Origin of the sequence: Streptomyces sp. BF23-19, from assembly GCF_041106355.1 — a bacterium.
Classification (GTDB): Bacteria; Actinomycetota; Actinomycetes; order Streptomycetales; family Streptomycetaceae; genus Streptomyces; species Streptomyces virginiae_A.
This window is the reverse complement of record NZ_JBGBPT010000032.1, coordinates 12,885-34,816: the sequence shown is the minus strand read 5'-3', so window position 1 is coordinate 34,816 and position 21,932 is coordinate 12,885. Positions and strand designations below refer to the sequence as shown.

The window sequence follows — 21,932 nt, the reverse complement described above, 5'->3', positions numbered from 1 at the left end:
AATTCGCCGCACGGGTGATCGGGGACGTCGTGCCGGGCGGTGTGCGGGCGTGCCTGGACTTCCCCCGGGCACTCAGTCTGCGGATCCGCCGAGCGGCTGGTCCAGCGAAGGACCGGGACGGGCCACCACCCGCCGCCTTCCGGGGCCGAGCGCCGGTCGGGTCGCCGACCGGTCGGGGTTCGCGTTGCGCCCGGCCGGTTCGGGGACTTCCACCGTGCCGATGGGCCGGTCGGGGTCGGAGGTCAGCTCCGCGACCAGCAGGCTGAGCCGCTCGGCCCAGTTCTGGACCGTGTGGTGGTCGAACAGGTCGGTGGCGTACGCGATGATCCCCGTGATGCCGGTCGGTCGCCCGTCCGGCTCGTACGACCCCCGCAGCAGGAAGTTCAGGTCGAACTTGGGGGATTCGTGTTCCGGGATCTCGAACGCGCCGACGTGGAGTCCGGGGAGGTCGAACGAGGCCTCGGTGTTGGTGTCGAAGGACAGCATGACCTGGAAGAGGGGGTGGCGTGCCGCGGTCCGGGGTGGGGCGACGATCTCCACCAGGCGTTCGAGGGGAAGGTCCTGGTTCTCGAAGGCGGCGAGGTCCGTCTCCCGTACTCGGGTGAGGAGTTCGGTGAAGGTGGGGTCACCTGAGACGTCGGTGCGCAGGACGAGGGTGTTGAGGAAGACGCCGACCAGGTCGTGGAGGACTTCCTCGGTGCGTCCGGCGACGGGCGTGCCGAGCGGGATGTCGGTGTCGCCGGTGAGCCGGGACAGCAGGACGGCGAGGGCGGCCTGGACCACCATGAACGGTGTCACGCCCGTCCGCCTCGCCAACTCCGTGACTCGGGTGTGGACTTCGGCGTCGATGGTGACGGGGACCCGGGCGCCGTGCCGGGCGGGGGTGGCGGGGCGCGGCCGGTCGAAGGGCAGGTCGAGTTCCACCGGCAGTGCGGCCAGGGCGTCGCGCCAGAAGGCGGACTGGCGGGCCGCCGTGCCGGCGGGGTCGTTCTCGGAGCCGAGCAGATCGCGCTGCCACAGGGCGTAATCGGCGTACTGGACCGGGAGTTCGGTCCAGGCCGGGGCGGCGCCGGCGAGCCGTGCGGTGTAGGCGGTGGCGAGGTCGTCGCCCAGGGGCCCGACCGACCAGCCGTCGCAGGCGATGTGGTGCAGCAGCAGGACCAGGACGTGTTCGTCCGGCCCGATGCCGAAGATCTGCGCCCGTAGCGGGATGTCGCCGGCGAGGTCGAAGACGTGTCCGGTGGCTTGGATCACCAGGTCGGTGACCTGTTCGTCGTCGGTGTCCGTCCAGGTCAGGGGCAGGGTGACCGCGTCGGCGGGCAGGATCTGCTGGACGGGTTCGCCGTCGATGACCGGGAAGACGGTCCGCAGGCTCTCGTGCCGGCCCACCACGTCGGCCAGTGCCGCGGCCAGCGCCCGCCGGTCGAGCGGTCCGGACAGGCGCAGCACCAACGGCATGTTGTACGCCGTGCTCGGCCCCGCCAACTGACCGATGATCCACAACCGCTGCTGCGCGAACGACAACGGCAGCGACTCCGGACGAACCCCGGCCACCAGCGCCGGACGGGAGGGTCCCGCCTCGACCAGCGCACCGGCGAGGGCGGCGACAGTGGGGGCCTCGAACAGGGTACGGATGCCGAGTTCGACCCCGAGCAGGGTGCGGATGCGGGCGACCAGCCGGGTCGCGAGAAGGGAGTGCCCGCCGAGTTCGAAGAAGTGGTCGTCGACGCCGACAGCGGGCAGACCCAGCACCTCGGCGAACGCCGCACACAGCATCTCCTCCCGCACGGTCGTCGGAGCGCGGTGGGTCGAGGCGACCGCGTAGTCCGGGACGGGCAGGGCCTTGCGGTCCAGCTTGCCGTTGGCGGTCAGCGGCAGCCGGTCCAGGACCACGACCGCGGCCGGCACCATGTAACCCGGAAGCGGCCCCGCGGCATGCCGGCGCAACAGGCCCGGCAACTGCGCGATCTGTTCCGGGGATTGCCCCGGGGCGGGTACCACATAACCGACCAGGCGCTTGTCACCGGGGATGTCCTCGCGGACCACCGCCACGGCCCGTGCGATACCGGGATACCGGGCCAGCACCGCCTCGATCTCCCCGATCTCGATCCGGAACCCCCGGATCTTCACCTGGTCGTCGGCCCGGCCGGCGAACTCGAGGGTCCCGTCCGCCCGCCACCGCGCCAGGTCCCCGGTCCGGTACATCCGCTCGCCGGGCGCACCGAACGGGCACGCCACGAACCGCTCCGCGGTCAGTGCCGGACGGTTCAGGTAGCCACGCGCCAGACCGGCACCCGCCACGTACAACTCACCCGTCACACCGGGGGCCACCGGTTCCAGGCCGTCGTCGAGCACGAACACGCGCATGTTGAAGGTGGGTCCGCCGAGTATCGGCCGCGGTGTGGACCGCGGCTCGGCGAAGACCTGGTAGACCGTGCACTCCGTGGGCCCGTAGAAGCTGAAGCTGCGGGTGCCCCCACCCAGCGAGCCGAGCCACTCCCAGAGCGAGTCGGGTACGGCCTCACCACCGACCACGAGCAGTGCCGGAGTACGGCGGCCGTTGTCGAACAGGCCTGCCGACACGGCGGCGGCCATGTGCGTGGGGGTCAGCTCCAGGAAGTCGACGTCGTGTGCGTCCAGCCAGGTCGCGAGGAGGCCGAGGTCGGAGAGCACCTCCGTGCTCACGACGTGCAGCTCGTGCCCCTCCAGCAGGCACGACAGCTGGTCCCACACCGCGTCGAAGGATATGGAGGTGGTCAGCGCGACCCGCAGCGGGCGACCGTCCGACAGATCGGCGGCGCAGGCGAAGACCGACTCACGGTGAACGGTGATGAAGTTGGTGATGCTGTGGTGCGGTACCGCCACGCCCTTAGGAGTTCCGGTGGAGCCGGAGGTGTAGATGACGTAGGCGGGGTGAGCTGGGGTCAGCGGGCCGGTGCGCTCGCTGTCGGTCGGGTCGTGACTCCAGGCCGGGTGTGCGGTCAGCTCCTCCTGGGTGGCAGCATCGTCCAGGACCAGCAGGGGTGCGTCGGCCGGCAGCCATGCCGCGGTGGCCTGGAGCGTCACCACGTACGACGGCTTCGCGTCCTCGATCATGAACCGGACCCGTTCCTTCGGGTACTCGGTGTCGATCGGGAGATACGCCGCGCCCGCCTTGAGCACGCCGAGCATCGCCACGAGGAGGTCGATCGACCGTGGCAATGCCATGCCCACGATGTCCTCGGGGCCGACCCCGTGCTCGATCAGGTGGTGCGCCAGCCGGTTGGCGCGGGTGTTGAGCTCGCCGTAGGTCAGGGTGGTGCCGTCGAAGACGACCGCGGTGGCCTCGGGGGTGCGGGCGGCCTGGTCCTGGAAGAGCACCGGCAGGGTCGTGGGCGGGACGGAGCGGGAGGTGTCGTTCCAGGTGTGCAGCACCTTCTCCTGCTCCGCGGCCGAGAGCACCGGGACCTGGTCGACCCGCTGGTCCGGGCCGGTGGCCAGGGTGTCGAGGACACGGGTGAAGCGTTCGGCGAGCTGCTCGATGCTCGCCTGGTCGAACAGGTCGACGGCGTAGGAGATCCCGCCGGTCATTCCGGCGGGCCGGCCGTGCTCGTCGAAGTGTTCGCGCAGGTCGAAGGAGAGGTCGAACTTCGCCAGGGTGCCCTCGTCGGGCAGGAAGCTCGTGCGCAGGCCCGGCAGTCGGAGCACGGGATCGGCGTTGTTCTGGAGCGCGAGCATGACCTGGACCAGCGGATGGCGGGCCAAGGAGCGGACCGGGGCCAGCTCCTCGACCAGGCGCTCGAACGGTACGTCCTGGTGCGCCAGCGCGTCGAGCGTCTGCTCCCGCACCCGGCCGATCAGTTCGCCGAAGGACGGACCACCGGACACGTCCGTGCGCAGGACGAGGGTGTTGACGAAGAACCCGACGAGGTCGTCGAGCGCGGTGTCGGTGCGCCCGGCCGTCGGGGTTCCGATCACGATGTCCTGGCCGGCGCCGAGCCGGGAGAGCAGCACGGCCAACGTGGCCTGGAGCACCATGAAGACCGTCGCGCCTTCGTCCCGGGCCAGTTCGGTGACCCGGGCGTGCAGCAGCGCGGGGATCTCCAGCGTCGCGCTCCCGCCCCGATGCGTGGCCACCGCGGGGCGGGCACGGTCGACGGGCAGCGCCAGTTCCTCCGGTATGTCGGCCAGCGCGCGGCGCCAGTGGGCCAGTTGCTTGCTCAGCAGGCTCTCGGGGTCCTGCGCCCCGCCGAGCAGTTCACGCTGCCAGAGCGTGTAGTCCGCGTACTGGACCGGTAGCGGCGCCCATCCGGGTTCTTGGTCGGCCAGCCGCGCTGTGTACGCAGCCGAGAAGTCCCGGACCAGCGGCACCAGCGACCAGCCGTCACCGGCGATGTGGTGCATGAGCAGCACCAGCACGTGTTCGTCCGCACCGGCTTCGAACAGCCAGGCTCGGAACGGCACTTCGGCCGAGAGGTCGAAGCAGTGGCCCTCTGCCTCGCTGATCGACGCGGTCAGGCCGGACGGCCCGACGAGCGCCGCCGGTACCACGGTGAGCACCTCGCCGAGCTCCTCGACCGGCACCACCCGCTGGTACGGCCGTCCCTCGACCGACGGGAAGAGAGTGCGCAGCACCTCGTGGCGCCCGAGGACATCCCGCAACGCCGCGTCCAGCGCACCGGTGTCGATCACACCGGAAAGCCTGATGGCCGCCGGGATGTTGTAGGTGGCGCTCGGTCCCTCCAACTCGTGCAGGAACCACAACCGCTGCTGCGCGGACGACAACGGCAGCGGCTCCGGACGATCCACGGTCACCAGCGCCGGACGCGAGGGGCCCGCCCCGGCCAGCGCCTTGGCCAGGGCGGCGATGGTGGGGGATGCGAACAGCGTACGGATGCCGAGTTCGACCCCGAGCAGGCTGCGGATGAGGGCGACCAGCCGGGTCGCGAGCAGGGAGTGGCCGCCGAGAAGGAAGAAGTTGTCGTCGATGCCGACGGTGGACAGCTCCAGGTTCAGCACCTTGGCGAACGCGGCGCACAGGATCTCTTCCTGGACGGTCGTCGGAGCACGGCGGGCGGCCACGACGCCCTGGTCCGGTGCGGGCAGGGCCTCGCGGTCCAGTTTCCCGTGATCCGTCAGCGGCAGCCGCTCCAGGACCACGACCGCGGCCGGCACCAGGTGCGTGGGCAGCAGCCCGGCAGCGTGCTCGCGCAGGGTCGCGGGCAGCCGTACGGTGGCTTCCGGGTCGAGGCCGGGGCCGGGAATTACGTAGCCGACCAGCCGCTTGTCGCCCGGGATGTCCTCGCGGGCGACGATCGTGGCCTCGGCGATGCCGGGGTACCCCGCGAGTACCGCCTCGACCTCGCCGAGTTCGCTGCGGAAACCGCCGGGCCGTGCTTGGTGGCCCGTCAGGTCGATGGGCCGGTCGGGGTCGGAGGTCAGTTCTCCGAGCAGGTGGTCGAGCTGCTCGGCCAGTGCCTGGACCGTGTGGTGGTCGAACAGGTCGGTGGCGTACTCGAGAAACCCCTTGATGCCGGTCGGCTGTCCCTGCGGACCGAACCGCTCCTCGAATTCGAAGTTGAGATCGAATTTGGCGGTTTCGCTTCCGGGGAGGTCGAATTCTCCGGTCTTGAGTCCGGGGAGGCCGAAGGCGGCTTCGGTGTTGGTGTTGAAGGACAGCATGACCTGGAAGAGGGGGTGGCGTGCCGCGGTTCGTGGTGGGGCGATGATCTCGACGAGGCGCTCGAAGGGGAGGTCCTGGTTCTCGAAGGCGGCGAGGTCCGTTTCCCTTACTCGGGTGAGGAGTTGGGCGAAGGTGGGCTCGCCGGAGACGTCGGTGCGCAGGACGAGGGTGTTGAGGAAGAAGCCGACCAGGTCGCGCAGGGCTTCTTCGGTGCGTCCGGCGACCGGCGTACCGAGCGGGATGTCGGTGCCGCCGCCGACTCGAGACAGCAGCACGGCCAGGGCGGCCTGGACGACCATGAACGGCGTCACGCCGGTCTGTCGGGCCAACTCCGTGACGCGGGTGTGGACGTCCGCGTCGACGGTGATGGGTACTTGGCCTCCGTGCTGGGCGGCTGTCGCGGAGCGTGGCCGGTCGAAGGGCAGGTCCAGTTCGACGGGGAGGGCGGCCAGTGCGTCGCGCCAGAAGGCGGACTGGCGGGCGACGGTACTGGTGGGGTCGTTCTCGGAGCCGAGCAGGTCGCGCTGCCACAGGGTGTAGTCGGCGTACTGGACGGGGAGTTCGGTCCAGGTCGGGGCCGTGCCGGCGGTCCGTGCCGCGTAGGCGGTGGCGAGGTCCTTGCCGAGGGGGCCGAGCGACCAGCCGTCGCAGGCGATGTGATGGACCAGCAGCATCAGGACGTGTTCGTCGGGTCCGGTGCGGAAGGCGTGGGCGCGCAGCGGGATCTCGGTGGCGAGGTCGAAGAGGTGTCCGGCGGCCTGGACGGCGAGGTCGGTCACCTGTTCCTCGTCGGTGTCCGTCCAGGCCAGCGGCAGCGTGACCTCGTCGGCGGGCACGATGTGCTGGACGGGTTCGCCGTCGATGACGGGGAAGACGGTCCGCAGGCTCTCGTGCCGGCCCACCACGTCACCCAGCGCCGCGACCAGCGCCTGCCGGTCCAGCGCCCCGGACAGGCGCATCGTCAACGGCATGTTGTACGCCGCGCTCGGCCCCGCCAACTGACCGATGATCCACAACCGCTGCTGCGCAAACGACAACGGAATCATGCAGGCTACCTCGCTGTTTCCGACCGCTACCAGTCTCGATCCGCAGCCGATGGCTCAGGCGCCGAAATCACCGGCCAGGCGTCGGGCCGCAGCGGGATCGGGAGCCGTTATTTCGGCGGAATTAATGGGCAAAGAGAAGGCGGAGTTGTATCGACTTCGCGAGGCTAGCAGGCAGCACTCGCCAGGGTGAATGAGTCCCGGGCACCACTCGACGGAGCCCGGGAGGACTGTCTCGCCGGCGAGACGGGGCAAGCGGCTTCAGCTGTCCGAACGGTGGAATTCCAGACCGTCGAACTCCCCGTTGCCCCGCCATTCCTGAAGGTGTCGGAAGAAGCCCAGGCCATCGGGGAACTTGTGTGCGTCCCAAAGGGAATGCGGACCGAGATCCGTTCCCTCGTTGTTGGAGTAGCCGGGGGTGCATTCCGTGCCCAGGAACGTGCGCCAATCCGGATCGATTCCCACGTTGTCCATCCAGGAGTCCTCCGCCTGCTGGGTGAGTTCGACGACGTCGACCCCCGTGGTGACCGCGTGCGCGATGACGGCGGCGACGGTCTTGGCCGCCTCGGACAGGTTGTGCGAGAGGTTGGAGAACCGCGTCCCGCCCGTGAGCGACTGAACGAGGAACGCGTTCGGGAACCCGTGCACATGAAGTCCGTGCATCGTGCGCATGCCGTTGATCCAGTGCTCCGACAGTCGCCTGCCGTCCCTGCCGACGGGGTCGAATCCGGCGCGCCGGGTGGGCGCGGTACCGACCTCGAACCCCGACGCGTAGATGATGCAGTCCACCTCGTACTCGGTGCCGTCCACCACGACACCTCGCGGTGTGATCCGCTCGACGCCCTTGCCGTCCGTGTCGACGAGACGGACCGTCGGCTCGTTGAAGGCGCCCAGATACTCGTCGTGGAAGGTCAGGCGCTTGCACGCCAGGTGGTACCAGGGCTTGAGGAGTTCCGCGGTCCGTGAGTCCTTGACCGTCTCTTCCACCCGGGCGTGGATCTGGCCCATCTTCTTCACGTCCGCGTAGTACCAGGGCGCGAGAGGCTCCTCGGACGTGTCCGACTCCGCCGGCACGTCCTGTTCGGCATTGCCCCACATCTTGGCCATGGCGGTCCAGCTGTCGTTGATCAGATCCTCGGCCGGCGGTTCGGCCGACGTCATGGTGGCCGCGTAGTTCTCCAGCCAGCGCTGCTGCCACCCGGGCGTGGCCATCTGCGCGAACCACTCCGGGTCGATCGGCCGGTTGTTGCGGACCTCGATGACGGAGGGCGTGCGCTGGAGCACGAACAGTTCCTGGCTTGCGGTGGCCAGGTGAGGGATGCACTGCACCGCGCTGGCGCCGGTGCCGATGATCGCCACCCGCTTGTCCCGCAGGTTGTCCAGCGGTCCGCCGACCGGGTCGCCGGTGTAGGCGTAGTCCCATCGGCTCGCGTGGAAGCTGTGGCCCTCGAAGGTCTCGATACCCGGGATACCGGGGAGCTTCGGCACGGACAGGTGGCCGAGCCCCATGACCACGAACTGGGCGGTGAACTCGTCACCGCGGTCGGTCCGCACCGTCCACAGCTGGGCGGCCTCGTCCCAGTCCAAGCCGGTGGCCTGGGTGTGGAAGAGCGCGTTCTCGTACAACCCGTAGTGCTTGCCGATGCGTTGGCAGTGCTCCAGGATCTCCGGGCCGTGCACGTACCACTCGGTGGGCACGTGGCCGGTCTCCTCCAGCAACGGCAGATAGATCATGGACGCGACGTCGCACTGGACGCCCGGGTACCTGTTCCAGTACCAGGTGCCGCCGAAGTCGCCGCCGGTGTCGACGATCCTGACATCGGAGACCCCCGACTCCTTCAGGTGGGCGCTCGCCATCAGGCCGGCGAACCCCCCGCCGATGACCGCGGCCGTGACGTGGTCGCGGTACGGCTCGCGCTCGATGCGATCGGTGAAGGGATCCTCGTTCATGTGCGCGAATTCGCCACTGAGGTTCGCGTATTGGTCGATGCCGTCCGGCCGCAGTCGCTTGGCCCGCTCGGCGGCGACTTTCGCGATGTGCTCCGACACCTTTTGGCTGGACATGAAATTCTCTCCTCCGCATGCGCTTCTCCGGCCGCCCGGCCAGCGCCTGGAATGTGTCGTGGTGGTCGGTACTCGACGAGGCCCGTGGGTCTGTCTCGCCGGCGAGACAGACCCATGGCCGTCTCAAGATCGGTTCGAGGTGTGTGGCGGGCCGTGTGTCGGCGCGCTGGGCAGGGGGGCACTCCGGTAGGAGGAGGGTTCTCACCACAAATCGACTGGACCGGAGCTCCGTTGCTCGTTGAGTCTGCCATCCCAGAGGCCGGGTTGTCCGCGATCGGCGGCCGGGTGCCGGCGCCGGCCGCCAAGGCGGCAAGCAGGTTCGCCTGCTCGCGGCGATCGGCGTCTCCCGTCAGCCCGCGAGACGGGCGATGGCGTCGGCGCTCTCCAGGTCCTGCTTCACCGCGGTGAGGAAGCGGACCGCGTCGCGGCCGTTGAGATAGCGGTGGTCGTAGGTGACCGCGACCGTGGTCACCGGCCGGGTGAACGGCGTGCCGTCCTCGGTCAGTGCGACTTCGCTCCGCTCGGCGCACAAGGTCACGACGCAGGTGCGGCCCGGATGGACGATCGGCGCGGCCAGGATGATGTCCGGATCGTTGTGCAGCGAGAGGGTGATGGCCTCGTCGGTGAACGCGTCCCCGCGGAAGTTCTGTCGCAGGGCGCTGACTCGGAAGTCCATGAGGTCGTCGGCGAGGTCGTCGATCGGACGGCGGGCGGCGTCCTTGAGCACCGGGATGAACAGGCCGGTCCCGACGTCGACGGTGACCCCGACGTTGGCGTCCGGCGCGAGGACGAGGGTGTGGTCCGCACCGGGCGTGGCGAAGAACAGCGGGAAGTCGGCGTGGCGGGCGGCTATGGCCTTGACCAGGATCTCGACCAGGCCGTATGGGGCGCCGCCGCCGCGGGTGGCGCGGAACGCTGTCAGGTCGACCGCGATCGCGGCGAAGGCTGCTGGGATCGTGCGGTGCGCCTCGCTGACGACGGCGGCCACCGCGCGCTGGCGCGTGCTGAGGCTGACGACGGCGGCGTCCGCGGCCGCCCCGGCCGCTGCTGACTCCGCCCCCTGGTCCATGACCCCCTGGTCGATGAGCCGTTGGACGTCGGAGGCCTTCACCACCCGCTTGCCGAGCGAGCGCAGTTGCTCGGTCCGGATGCCGTGATCCTGGGCGAGGGTGCGCGCGGCGTCGCTGAGGATCGGGTCCGGGCCGCCGTCGTGGTCCTCGCCCTCGCCCTCGGGTGCGGTGGTCACGACGGCGGACGCCTGGTTCGCCAGGTAGTCGTCCCGTTCCTGGTGGCTGTCGAACAGCAGCCCCACGGGCCGCCCGAACTCGCACTGCGCTCCGACCTCGACGAGCCGGTGGAGGACGCCGTCCACGTCCGCGACGAGTTCCTCCAGGGCCTTGGCGGTCTCGACCTCGGCGACGACCTCGTCCGCGTACACCTCGGCGCCGTCGTCGACCGCCCAGCCGACCAGGACGCAGCCCTCGTCGTTGTTGTTGAACTTCGGCAGCAGCAGTTCACGCATGGAACGCCTCCCAGATGGCGCGGTGGATGTCGGAAGCTTGGGGGAGCACGGTCTGTTCCAGGTGCGCGGCGGTCGGGATCACCTCGGCCTCGGCGCTGCACAGCACGACCGGGTTCCGCAGCCGGCCCCACAGCCGCTCGTAGACGCGCGCGGCGACCTCCGTACCCCAGGTGCCGCCGGCGGCGGAGTCCTCGACCAGGCACACGACCTCGGCGCCGGCCAGGGCGGGCAGCAGTGGCTCCACGTCGAACGGGTACAACCGGGTCGGAACGATCACCTCGCAGGTGATCTCGTGCTCGGCGAACAGCGTCCCGGCCGCCGCCAGCGCCCGCCGGGACACGCCACCGGGCGCGATGATCACGCAGTCGGCCGCGTCGTCGCCGTCCGACGCCCGCAGCCGCGCCGGGCCGCCGGCTCCGAACGGGAAATCGGCGACGAACGGCCCGTCCGTCCCCGGCTCGTGCATCGGCTGCGTGTAGAGCACCTTGTCCTCGAACAGGACAGCCGGCTCGCCGTCGGCGAGCAGGCCGGCCAGCAGTGCCGTGTTGTCGTGGAACGGCGAGATCTCGTGCACCGACAGGTGGGGCACGCCGATGAAGTGCTTCTGCAGGCTCTGGCTGTGGGTCGGGCCGTACCCGCGCCGCCCACCGGTGGGACAGCGCACGATCACCGGGACCTCGACGCGGCGGCCGTACATCGCGACCGATTTGGCCGCGAAGTTGACGATCTGGTCGAAGGCCAAGGTGGCGAAGTCGCCGAACATGATCTCGACGATGGCGCGCCCGCCGGACAGCGCCAGCCCGTTGGCCACGCCCACCAGCGACTGCTCGCTGATCGGTGTGCTCAGGACGCGGTCGGGGTAGCCCGAGGACAGCCCTTTGGTGATCTTGAAGGCGCCGCCGTACGGATCGGCGACGTCCTCTCCCAACAGGAACAGGTCGGGGTCGGCGGCGAAGGCCGCGTGCAGCGCCCGGTTCAGGTTCTCAGCGACACGTTCCACGGCTCAGTTCCTCTCCCACGCCGAGGCCGGACGGGCCAGGACCCGCTCCACGGCATCGGCGATCCGCTTCCGCTGCTCGTCCTCGACCTTGGCGAACAGGTCGGGGTCCCGGCGCCGATAGGCGTCGTGCCAGTCGTGTTCTCGCTCGGCGGCGACCTCGGCGGCGGAGCGCGTGTCGTCGCCCTTGCTGTGCGGGCCGAGGCGGTGGGTCGCGAACTCCACGACGACCGGCCCGCCGCCGGCGCGCGTCCGGTCGACCACCGGTGCCAGGCGCGCGCGGATCGCGGCGACGTCGCTGCCGGTCACGGACACATGGGCGATTCCGAACGCCGCGGCCCGCCCGGCGATGTCGCCGGCCATGGCGCGCGCGGTCGGCGTGGTCTGTGCGATGCCGTTGTTCTCCACGACCACCAGCAGCGGCAGCCGCCACAGCGCGGCCAGGTTCAACGCCTCGTAGACGGCGCCCTCGCCCCAGGTGCCGTCGCCGATGTAGGCCACGGCGATCTCGGGCCGGCCGGTCCGCTGGAACCACAAGGCCGTGCCCACGGCCACCGGCAGGCTCTCGCCCTGCACCCCGGTGGACAGGTAGGTGTCGCGGAAGATGTGCTGGCTGCCGCCGACGCCCGAACAGATGGCGCCCTCGCGGCCGGTCATCTCGGCCAGCAGGCCCTCGGGGTCGTCGAAGCGGGCCAGGTAGTGTCCGTGGCCGCGGTGGTTGCTGAACACGAAGTCGCCCGGGGCCAGCAGCGGCCCCAGGGCCACCGGCACGTACTCCTGGCCGAGGCAGGTGTGCGTGGTGCCGTTGAGCAGCCCGCGCGCGAACAGCTCCAGGACGGCCTGCTCGAAGTGCCTGATCATCAGCAGGCTGGAGAGATCGTCGACGTCGATCCCGGCATCGATGCCGGCGACGCTGATGGCAGTACCTGCTTTCATGACAGGTTCCCTTCCGGAAAAGCTTCTGACGCGTGTCCCTCGAGGACTGTCGTGAGCTGATCCTCGTGGTTCACAAGGACGACGAATCGCCCGTTCTCGTCATCGAGCACGTTCATGTCCCGCCCGTCGGAGTTCGAAAAGATCAAGAAGGACCGCCCGCGCGCGGAGAGCCGTCAGGGCGGCAGTCCGGGTCCGCAAAGGTGAACTCCCTGGTGGCAGATACGGCGGGATCACCCGGCCTGATGTACAACCGGCCGCTCCTCGGCAGAGCGACGGCTGCGGCGACGGTGCGCTCGTACCGGATGTCACCGGTTGCGACAACTCGGATCGGAGGGACCGAGAGCAGAGCGAAATGCTCCTCCACCCCAGCGGCCGGTGCCATCCCGGCGAGACCGGCGCGGCACGCCTCCAACCTTCGGCGTGAGGAGTTCCGCGCGAAGACGTTGATCTCGTCGAAGGGTTCGAACTCGGGGTGGAGGAAGTGGTTGGTGTGCTCGGCCTGTTGGGCTTCGAAGCACCGGAACCCGCCGTCCAGAGCCTCCACCCAGACCGCTTTGTCCGCGTCGCAGAGCATGAACGACCGTGAACTGGCCAACGGGAGCCCGCGGAGACACTCGACCGCCTCATCGACGGTGGCGGCGGAGTCCAACACGTGGCGAATGGCCAGGTACGGCGGGACTCCGGGTTTCCAGTCGCCGCCGAGGACCAGGTTGAGGCCCACGGCCAGACCGTCGCTGTTGACGCCCAGATAGCCGAGGAGGCCCGCGAAGCTGAGCACCAGGACCCCGCGCGGGGAACCTGTGAGCCGGACGTCGAGGACGCTGATCTGATCGTCCAGGTCGCCGTTGAGGTCCACCGTCTGGGCCAGTACCGGATGGGAACCGGCCCGCGCGTAGGTGGTGCAGTCGCCTCGCGCCGGGATCTTCCGGTAGCCCAGGATCTCCCGGCGCAGTTGCAGCAGCAGCGCCTGGTCGCGGTGGATTCCGATCCCGTCGGCGAGTCCGGTGATCTCGTCCGCGAGCCGTGGCAGCTCCGCCGTGATCACCTTGTCGAACGCGGACAGCACCGGTTCGAGCCCGGACATCGTGACCTGTTCGTCCAGAAGCAGGTCGAGACGGCAGAGCGAGTCGTCGACGAAGCCGCGCAACGGACCTGCGAGCGCGGCGCCGTGCTGTCGGCCGACCTCGTACGGATCGCCACGCAGACGCAGATGGGTGATGTCCGCTCCGCCGGTCACACCGCCATGTCCTGACGGGTCACCTTCGGGTGAGCGGCCAGCTCGCCCTTGAGCCAGGGCCACTCGCCGCGCACCACGCTGTAGTAGACCGCGTCCCGGCGCCTGCCGCCCGGCATCGGGTTGAAGCTGCGGAAGACGCCCTCCTCCAGGGCGCCGATGTTGCGCAGGCCCGCTCTGGCCTGCACGTTGAGCCGGTCCGTCTTGAACTCCACGCGCTCGGCGCCCAGGGTCTCGAAGGCGTGCTCGAGCAGGAGGTACTTGGCCCACCGGTTGATGCCGCGGCCCTGGAAGTCGACGCCCAGCCAGGACCAGCCGATCTCCAGGCGCGAGTCCGCCTCCGAGAGGTTGCCGAAGCTCATGCTCCCCGCGCAGCGCCCCGTCGTCTTGTCGGTAATGTGGAAGACCACGCGCCTGCCCGCCGCGTGGTCGGCGACCATGCCCTCGAAGAAGGCGTCGAAGTCCGCCTCGGTCTCGACGAGGCTCACGAAGTAGCGCCAGATCACCGGGTCCATCGCGATGTCGTGGATCGACTCGCGGTCCTCGGGACCGATCGGACGCAGCGTCACGTGGTCGTTCTCCAGCGTGGCCGCGGCCAGCTCCGCCCAACTCACCTCAAGCAGCCTTTCCCGCGTAGCGCGACAGGGTGTCGACGACGTCGTGGAGGGTGCGCATCTCGGCGACGTCGCGCTCGGTCAGATGCGCGAGGTCGACCGAGAGGTCCTCGCAGAGCCGGGTCAGGAACAGGACCTTCTGCAGCGAGGTCAGTCCGTGGTCGGACAACGCGACGTCCGGGTCGATCCCGTGCGGATCCGCGGCCGGCTGGAGCGCGGCAGCAAGGTTCTCCCGCGCGATGGTCTCGATGTCACTGGGCATGGATACCGTCCTGGTTGTTCGTGATCTCCGCCTGGAAGGCGGCGAAGATGGCCTGGCGTCTCGGCTTGAACTGCGAAGTGAGCATTCCGTTGGCGATGCTGGGCCGGGGACTCGCGACCACGACCTTGCGGATCTGTTCGTCACGGCCGAACGAGGCGTTGGTGCGGGCCAGCTGGTCGGCGATCGCCTCGAGGTCGGGGGAGTCGGAGGACGGCGAGACCACCGCGACCAGGGACGTCTGCGCGGGGCAGAACACCACGCACTCCTCGATCGCCGGACTCGTCCGCATGTGCTCCTCGATCGGCCGGACGATCACCTTCTTGCCGTTCCCGAGCACGATGACGTCGTCGGCGCGCCCCTGGATGAACAGGAAGCCGTCCTCGTCCACGTAGCCGAGGTCGCCGGTGCGCACCACCCCGTCCGCGACGAACATCCGCTCGGAGTCGCCGGGCTCGGCGAACTCGTAGCGCCGGTTCACCGGATGCTCGCTGCGGACCAGGATCACGCCGTCCTCGTCGAACAGCACCTGCTTCCCCGGCAGCACCCGCCCCGCGCTGCCCTCCTTGTGGGCACCGGGGTGGTTCTTGCTGACGATGCACGTCTCGTTCAGCCCGTAGCCCTCATAGATGGGAAGGCCCGCGTCGGTGAGGTAGCGCAACACCTCCCGGTCCGCCGGTGCCGATCCCGTCCACAGGTAGCGGATCCGATCGCCGAACAGCCGCCGCGCGGCCGCGCGGCGCGCCGCGTCCGGCGTGACGCCGTCGGCGCGCGCGGCGTCCTGGCCGATCTGCTGCCTGGCGACCTCGAAGAACGCCGGCACACCCATCACCACGGTCGGCCGGGCCGTCGCGAGCGCGGCGAAGGCCGCCTCGTACGTGGTGACGGTCGCGTCGTGGCCGAAGCAGAGGGCGGAGTAGACCCAGTACCGCTGCTGCAGCAGCGACAGCGGAAGGAAGACGAAGAGGTTGTCACCGCCGCGGTGCTCGAAGATCTCCTGCACGGCCCGCATCGACGCGTCGATGCTGCCGACGGTGGCCCCGAGCCCCTTCGGCGCGCCGGTGCTGCCGGAGGTGAACTTGATCGTCGTGACCTCCTCGGGCTCGTACACGACGGGCTCGGGCAGTTCCGTCCATGTCCGTCCCGCGGCCTCGGCGACGTCGGCGAAGGCTCGGACCGCCGCCGGCGCGCCCGCCGGCACGTCCTGGTCGGTGAACAGAGCTTTGAGCCCGTAGCGCGCCACCAGCTCTCCGGCGTCGGCGAACTTGCCCGGTTCGAAACCCGCGACCACGGCCTTGAGCCGCAGCGCGGCAAGGTCCAGCAGGACCCATTCCAGGCTGTTGGCCGCCAGGATCCCGATGCGGTCCCCTGACTCGACGCCGAGGCTCCGAAGGTAGGCGGCGACACGGCCCGACTGTTCGTACAGTTCGGTCAGGTCCAGCGTCCTGCGGCTGCCGAGCCGGAGGAACGAGATCCGGTGGCCGGGAGCCGGAGGCCCCGCCACCACGCGGTTGATCACGGAGTCCGTCATCCCGTGGTCTCCGCGGCGAGCGGCCAGTCCGACGGCAGCGCCGCGAAGTAGGACTGGTCCTCAAGGTTGATCCGGGTCCCGGGCGCGACCAGCTCGACCTGGGAGGGCCAGGACGAGAGGTCGGCCGTCCCGAGCGCCTCGGCGAGTCGGGCGGCGAATCGCGGCATGACCGGCGCGGCCGCGCGCGCCAGCAGCTGTGCCGCGGCCAGTTCCAGCGCGACGGCCGTTCGGGCCTCGTCGTTCCAGCCGGCGATCAGCGCGGTCCGTGCCTCTGCCTCGGCGAACCGCCGAGCGTCCACGACGATCCCGTCCAGCTCGGCGGCCGCACGGTTCAGCGAGAATCCGTCCTGTCCGAGGCTGTCGGCGACAGCGGCGAGCCGTATTCCCAGGCGGTTGAGGAACGCCGTGTGCTCGGGAGTCCAGACGCCGGCGTCGGGGGCGAGCCCGCCGTGCTGCCCGGCGATCCGTGCGCCCAGGTCGTTCAGCCAGCTCTGCCAGCCGTCCACCAGGACCCTCTGGACGGTCTCCGTGTACGCCGCGAGCTCGAAGTTCGTCCGTTGCTGCTCCGGACGTGTGAGCGAGAGGTAGTAGCGCACCGCGTCCACGGTCTCCGGGCGCAGGATCTGCTTGCCCCAGACGGCATGGCGTCGGCTGGTGGAGAACTTGCCGCCCTCCAGCAGGTAGAACTCGTTGACGTGGTAGTCGATGTCGGGATTCCACGCCGGGTACGCCGACCGGTAGAGCGCCGGGTAGAGCACCGCATGGTAGAAGCTGTTGTCGTAGCCGAAGAAGTGGACGAACTTCCAGTCCTGCTCGGGAGCGACGGCTCGCCAGTCACGGCCCAGACGCCCGCCGAGGGCTTCGATGCCGTGGAGGAAGCCGTAGGACATCTCGGGCCAGACCCAGATCACCTGCCCGTCCACGGTCGTCTCCGCGGGTGCCACGCCCCAGGCCGAAGGGTGCGTCACGGGAATGTCGAGGCTGGTACGCGCGAACACCCGGTCCGCCAGCTCGCGGAGTCGGGCCGGGACCCGGCCGAGGCGGTGGTGATCGGCGACCTCCTTGCCGAACTCGTGGAGCGGCAGGACGAAGCGGGAGACCGGCTGTTGCTTCGACGGCGCCTGTGACCGGCTGCTCCGCGGGTCGACCAGGTCGACGCAGACGTTCGGCTCGCCGCATTCCTCGCAGATGTTGCCGCTGGTGCCGCCGCCGCATCCGGGACAACCGCCCGAGACGTCGACCTCGTAGAGGTAGGCGCCCGTTTCCGCGTCCACCAGGGCGTCCGTCTGCCGGACGGCGACCGCACCGGAGTCGACCAGCTTCGAGAAGTACCCGCGCAGACCGTCCCGGTAGCCGGGATCCTCGTTGGTCGCGGTGAACTGGTCGACCTCGATGTCCATCAGACGGAGCGTCGCGGCTATCTCGGCGCTGTAGTGCCCGGCGGTGCTCGCCGGTTCGCGCTCCTCGCGGCGGGCGCACTCGACGACGTAGCTCTGGAAGTCGTCGCTCCCCGTCAGGTGCCATGCCTCGGTGCCCTGCATGCGCTGGAACCGGACGTAGGCGTCCGCTCCCAGGTAGGGGCCGGACAGATGGCCGAGGTGGAGGTCGCCGTTGGGAGTGGGCGGGGTCGAGAAGACGAAGACCGGCCGCTCGGGGAATCGGCGGCGCGCGGCACCCGTGGCCGCGGTCCGGGCGGCGAGCGCCGGGTCGCGCCAGTACAGGTCGAAGAAGACCAGGTCGACGTCGCCGTCGTTCTCGATGACGTGCGTCTCGAAGGGCTCGAACTGGCACACCGTTCCCGGCTCCACCCGGATGCGCCGGCCGTCGAAGGCCACCCATCCGGTTCCGGCGACGACGACGAACATCTCGATCTCGTCGTGCTGGTGCGGATCGGAGGTGACGCCGGGAGCGACCCGGCCCCAGCCGGCTCCGGCACTCATCGACTCCACGGAGCTCATCTCGATGCCGAATGCCTGGTGCAGGTCCTCGGTGGCGAAGACGCTCACATTCATGGGTGGCTCCCTTGCTCGGAAACGTTCTGAAGGGCCGTACGGAGCAGGTGTGCTGCTTCTGCGGCGATGGCGGGTGCGAGCCGGTAGCCGGAGCCGTTGGCAGCACCCGCGAACACCAGTCGGCCCTCCTCGTCCAGTGCGCGTACCAGAGGCTCCCGATCCGCGCTGTACGCATCGCAGAACACCCGTCCGCTGCGGGCGGAGTCGGCCAGGCGGGGGGCGCGGCGGAGCAGCACCTCGCGGGCCTCGGCGAGGTCCGACGCGCAGACGCTGCCGGTGAGCCGGTCGGGGTCGACGTCCCAGACCTGGCTGGTGTAGCTGAAGAGCCAGCGCCGCTGCTCGTGGAGTGGGAGCAGGAACGCGTCCTCGTCATGGAAGACGACGACTCCGTCCTCGGCCGCGGGCGGCTGTTCGATGTGCAGTGCCACGACCTTCTTCACTCTGGCGCCCAGGGGCGCGAGCCGTTCCCGCCAGGCCGGTGCGGTCAGCCACGGGCCGGGTGCGAGCACGACCGCGTCGGCCGTGACGCGTTCTCCGGTGCCGAGCGCGAGTTCGTATCCGTTCCCGGCCCGGTCCAGGGCGGTGACGCAGACCCCGTCCCGGAAACTCGTCCCCGGCCGCAGCGACCGGGCCAGTGCGCGGGCCAGTGCGCCGACGTCGGCGTACTGGCAGCCCTCGCCCTTCCAGGCCGCCGTCCCGTCCGACAGCGGCGGCAGCCAGTCCGGCAACGCGTCCACGCGGGACATCCAGGCCTCGTCGAGATAGGCCGCCTCCACCTGGCCCGCGCTCGCGCGGTCGGACACCACCAGCATGGGAACCGGGTGGATCGGCAGAGTCGGATCAGCGTCCAGCAGAGCCCGGTACCAGGCCTGGCTGTAGCCGGACATGCGACGGACACGCTCCGTCGCGCCACGGGGGAAGTGCAGACCGGCCGAGCGGCGGCTGGCTCCGGATCCGACGGCGTCCTGGTCGAGCACCAGCACGGAGGCGTTCGGAGCCTGAAGCACCAGCTCCCGTGCGATCGTGCACCCGATGATTCCGCCGCCCACGACGGCGAAGTCGACATGCGTCATGGCTCACCCCACGCTCTCGTCCGGGCTGAGCTTCGCCGACCATTCGATGAACGAAGGTGCCGGATCGTCGCTGCGCACGCATCGAAGGCGGTCGATGATCCGCTGGCTCCGCCAGGCGAGCAGGCTGAGGTTCTTGTCCGCCAGTCCGCGCTGTCGCAGTGCCGCGTTCTGGAGGAAGACGCTTCGGTTCGAAGGACCGTCCCATCTCACGGCGAAATCACCGTCGATGCGGTACTCGTCGCCCTCGCGCTCGAATCGGTCCGCGATCGGCGCGAGGAAGTCGGGCGCGGCGGTGCGGAATCCGGTCGCCCAGACCACCACGTCGGCATCGACCTGCCCGAGGACCGCCGGATGGTTGCTGTTGGACAGCTTCAACGACCACGCGTTGTCGGAGGCGGCGACCTCGATCACGTTCCGGTTCGGGTACAGCGAGACCAGGTCGGTGTTGCCGTGGATGAACCGCTCGGCGTAGATACGCTGGTAGATCTCGCGGAGCGTGCTCTCGGAGATGCCGTCACTGGTGAGGACGTGCTCCCGGTTGAACGATTCGCGCGTCCCCTGGTCCAGCCGGGCGAAGTAGTCCGAGTAGCCGGGCATGTAGAAGTCGTTGGTGAAGGGCGAGTCGTCGATGGGGTAGAAGTTGCGGCGGCGCGACACCCACGAGACCCGGCGCGGCCTCTCGGGGGACGGCCGCGAGATGAGGTCGAGGAACGCCTCGGCGCCCGACTGGCCGCCGCCGACCACGCAGACCCTCTTCCCCGCCAAGTCGCGGCTGAGAGGCACGAAATCGCTGACGTGGAACTGGGTGGGGCCGAGGTGGTCACGGGCCGCCGCCGGCACCCAGGCACGGCTGCCGATGCCGATCGACACGTTGTTCGCCGTGACAGTGCGCCGGTTGGTACGCACAACGAATACGCCGTCGAAGTCGACGGACACGACCTCCTCGCCGAACACCACGTTCTGGTTGCGCCGGCTCGCCCATTCCAGGTAGTTGCGGAACTCCTTGCGCGGCACCGCGCTGAACTGAGCATTGATGAAGTGGTAGATCCGCCCTTTGTCCTTCAGGTAGGACAGGAACGAAAAAGGACTGGTCGGGTCCGACAGGCTCACCAGATCCTTGAAGACGGACACCTGGAGGGTCGCATCGGGGATCTGCTGTCCATCGTGCCAACTGAACTCCTCACGCTTCTCAAGGAAGAGATTCGGTAGCCCCGGACAACCGTGCAACAAAGATGCAAGACTCAGGTTCGCAGGGCCGACGCCGACGCCGACACATTCGTAGTGCTGTTGGTCACTCATGGCTCTCCCCGTGTATGCATCAAATGTCTTTCCGTACCCGGCAGCCAGGGTGAGCCAGGATGTATGGGTGCGGATCTGCCCGTGTCATCGCTGCGGCGGGGGAGGACAAGTCAGCGCTCCACTCGATGTGCACTGCGTCCGGATGCCGCTCGGGATCGGCCCGCGTGCGGCCGTCGTCCCAGCGCGTCCGCGATGATCATCTTCTGGACCTCGGACGCTCCCTCGTAGATGCGCAGGGACCTGACCTGCCGGTACAAGCGCTCGGGGACGCTGTCGGCAACCAGGCCGGCTGCCCCGTGGATCTGGACGGCAGCGTCGACGATCTCCTGTGCGGCCTCGGTGGCGGCCAACTTGGCGATGCTCGAGTGCTTCGCGTAGCCGGGGTTCCCGTGGTCGAGCTCCCACGCGGCCCGCGCGACCAACATCGCCGAGTAGTTCAGCTTTATCTCCATGTCGGCAAGCGCACTCTTCACCAGCTGAAGGTCCATCAGCTTCCCGCCGTAGATCGGCCGCTCACGGGCCCGCTGGACGGCCGAGTCGGCAGCGCGCCGCGCAAACCCCACCGCGGCCGCCCCCACCGTCATCCGGAATCGCTCCAGCAGGTCCGTCGCGACCACGAACCCCTGTCCGGGGCGCCCGAGTACGCTCGATCCGGGGACCAGGCAGTCTTCGAAGGCCAGGTGTCCGAACGAGCGCGGAGCAACCAACCGCACCTCCTCCAGCACCCGGACTCCAGGCGTTCGCGCCGGCACCAGAAACGCCGTGAGCCCCAGCGCACCGGGTCCTCCACCCGTTCGCGCGATCACGCAGTGCAGATCCGCGATGCCGGCATTGGCGATCCAGGCCTTTCGGCCGTTCAACAGATAGCCGTCGGACACTCGGTCGGCAGTCAGGCCGACTGCCGAGATGTCGGATCCGGACTCCTCCTCCGAGATGGCGAACGATCCCGCCACCTCGCCCGACGCCATGCGCGGCAGGTACTCCAGCTGCTGCTCACCGTTTCCGTACTGGACGATCGTGGTCGCCGACAGCGCTTGGATGGAGAAGGCGAAGTCCGCCAGATCGTCGGCGTACGCGAGGATCTCCCTGGCCAGACAGATCCAGCGGTAGTCACCGGCGGCGGACCCGTTCGCGGGATCGAGGAATCCCAGCCACCCGGCGGAGCCGAGCGCGCTCAGGATCTCCCTGCCGGCCTTCTCCGGGGTCTGCTCCAGAGGACGTGACCACAGGCCGGCGTGGTCGGCGCACCAGTCGGCGAGCTCCACGGCCGACGTGCGGTGCCGCTCCTCGTAGAACGGCAACGCAAGAATGCCCTCATCGAGACCACTGAACAGCGCGTAAGTCATGTCGCCCTTTCAGATTCGCAGGTCAGCATCGGTCGGAACGGCCTTGAGCCCGGCGGCACTCTGATCAGGCGATGCTCGATGAAACTACGCGACCGAAGCGCGGCCCCACCAGAATCCGCCGCCCTCTCGCGGCACCACGCCGATATCGGTTGATCACCTCGTGGCGGGGATTCGGAAAGAAGGCACGGAACCCGATGATCGGCCGGTGTCGGAAACCGTACGACCGGGGCATCAGCGCTCCGCCTGCCGTATTCGCCATGAGCCCGCTGCCACGCGTCGGCCGACGCTTGTCTCGCCAGCGAGACAACGCCCGCCGACCATTTCGAAGATGCCAATTCGC

13 protein-coding genes are annotated in these 21,932 nt (G+C 69.5%); all 13 read right to left on the bottom strand.

Going from position 1 to position 21,932, the window contains the following annotated elements:
• Nucleotides 1–72: 72 nt before the first annotated feature.
• Nucleotides 73–6,708, bottom strand: coding sequence for an amino acid adenylation domain-containing protein (locus AB8A24_RS19500; protein ID WP_369476855.1), 6,636 nt, complete (start codon nucleotides 6,706–6,708; stop codon nucleotides 73–75).
• 258 nt (nucleotides 6,709–6,966) lie between these two features.
• Nucleotides 6,967–8,769, bottom strand: coding sequence for a flavin-containing monooxygenase (locus tag AB8A24_RS19495; RefSeq protein WP_369476853.1), 1,803 nt, complete (start codon nucleotides 8,767–8,769; stop codon nucleotides 6,967–6,969).
• A 349-nt stretch (nucleotides 8,770–9,118) separates the two neighbouring features.
• The gene (locus AB8A24_RS19490; protein WP_328961287.1) at nucleotides 9,119–10,291 is read right to left on the bottom strand and encodes a 2-oxo acid dehydrogenase subunit E2; all 1,173 of its coding nucleotides are present in this window, start codon (nucleotides 10,289–10,291) and stop codon (nucleotides 9,119–9,121) included.
• Complete coding sequence (locus AB8A24_RS19485; RefSeq protein WP_328961286.1) at nucleotides 10,284–11,291, bottom strand: transketolase C-terminal domain-containing protein; 1,008 nt, start codon at nucleotides 11,289–11,291, stop codon at nucleotides 10,284–10,286. Before AB8A24_RS19485 ends, AB8A24_RS19490 begins: the two co-directional genes overlap by 8 nt.
• 3 nt (nucleotides 11,292–11,294) lie before the next feature.
• Complete coding sequence (locus tag AB8A24_RS19480) at nucleotides 11,295–12,224, bottom strand: thiamine pyrophosphate-dependent dehydrogenase E1 component subunit alpha (RefSeq protein ID WP_328961285.1); 930 nt, start codon at nucleotides 12,222–12,224, stop codon at nucleotides 11,295–11,297.
• A gap of 142 nt (nucleotides 12,225–12,366) precedes the next feature.
• Nucleotides 12,367–13,461, bottom strand: coding sequence for a C45 family autoproteolytic acyltransferase/hydolase (locus tag AB8A24_RS19475; protein ID WP_369476851.1), 1,095 nt, complete (start codon nucleotides 13,459–13,461; stop codon nucleotides 12,367–12,369).
• Complete coding sequence (locus AB8A24_RS19470) at nucleotides 13,458–14,072, bottom strand: GNAT family N-acetyltransferase (RefSeq protein ID WP_369476850.1); 615 nt, start codon at nucleotides 14,070–14,072, stop codon at nucleotides 13,458–13,460. The genes AB8A24_RS19475 and AB8A24_RS19470 overlap by 4 nt, the downstream gene beginning before the upstream one ends.
• 1 nt (nucleotide 14,073) lies before the next feature.
• On the bottom strand, nucleotides 14,074–14,334 hold the full coding sequence (locus AB8A24_RS19465; RefSeq protein ID WP_328961282.1) for a phosphopantetheine-binding protein: 261 nt from the start codon (nucleotides 14,332–14,334) through the stop codon (nucleotides 14,074–14,076).
• Nucleotides 14,324–15,862, bottom strand: coding sequence for an AMP-binding protein (locus AB8A24_RS19460; RefSeq protein ID WP_328961281.1), 1,539 nt, complete (start codon nucleotides 15,860–15,862; stop codon nucleotides 14,324–14,326). Before AB8A24_RS19460 ends, AB8A24_RS19465 begins: the two co-directional genes overlap by 11 nt.
• A complete protein-coding gene (locus AB8A24_RS19455) occupies nucleotides 15,859–17,874 on the bottom strand; it encodes a class I tRNA ligase family protein (RefSeq protein ID WP_369476847.1) in 2,016 nt (671 codons plus the stop codon). Before AB8A24_RS19455 ends, AB8A24_RS19460 begins: the two co-directional genes overlap by 4 nt.
• Entirely contained in the window at nucleotides 17,871–18,947 is a 1,077-nt protein-coding gene (locus AB8A24_RS19450) for an NAD(P)/FAD-dependent oxidoreductase (RefSeq protein ID WP_369476845.1), read from the bottom strand. Before AB8A24_RS19450 ends, AB8A24_RS19455 begins: the two co-directional genes overlap by 4 nt.
• A gap of 3 nt (nucleotides 18,948–18,950) precedes the next feature.
• Nucleotides 18,951–20,246, bottom strand: a complete 1,296-nt coding sequence (locus AB8A24_RS19445; protein WP_328961278.1) for a SidA/IucD/PvdA family monooxygenase — start codon at nucleotides 20,244–20,246, stop codon at nucleotides 18,951–18,953.
• A gap of 110 nt (nucleotides 20,247–20,356) precedes the next feature.
• Nucleotides 20,357–21,592 (bottom strand): acyl-CoA dehydrogenase family protein, encoded by a 1,236-nt coding sequence (locus tag AB8A24_RS19440; protein ID WP_328961277.1) that lies wholly within the window; start codon nucleotides 21,590–21,592, stop codon nucleotides 20,357–20,359.
• Between the last annotated feature and the right edge of the window lie 340 nt (nucleotides 21,593–21,932).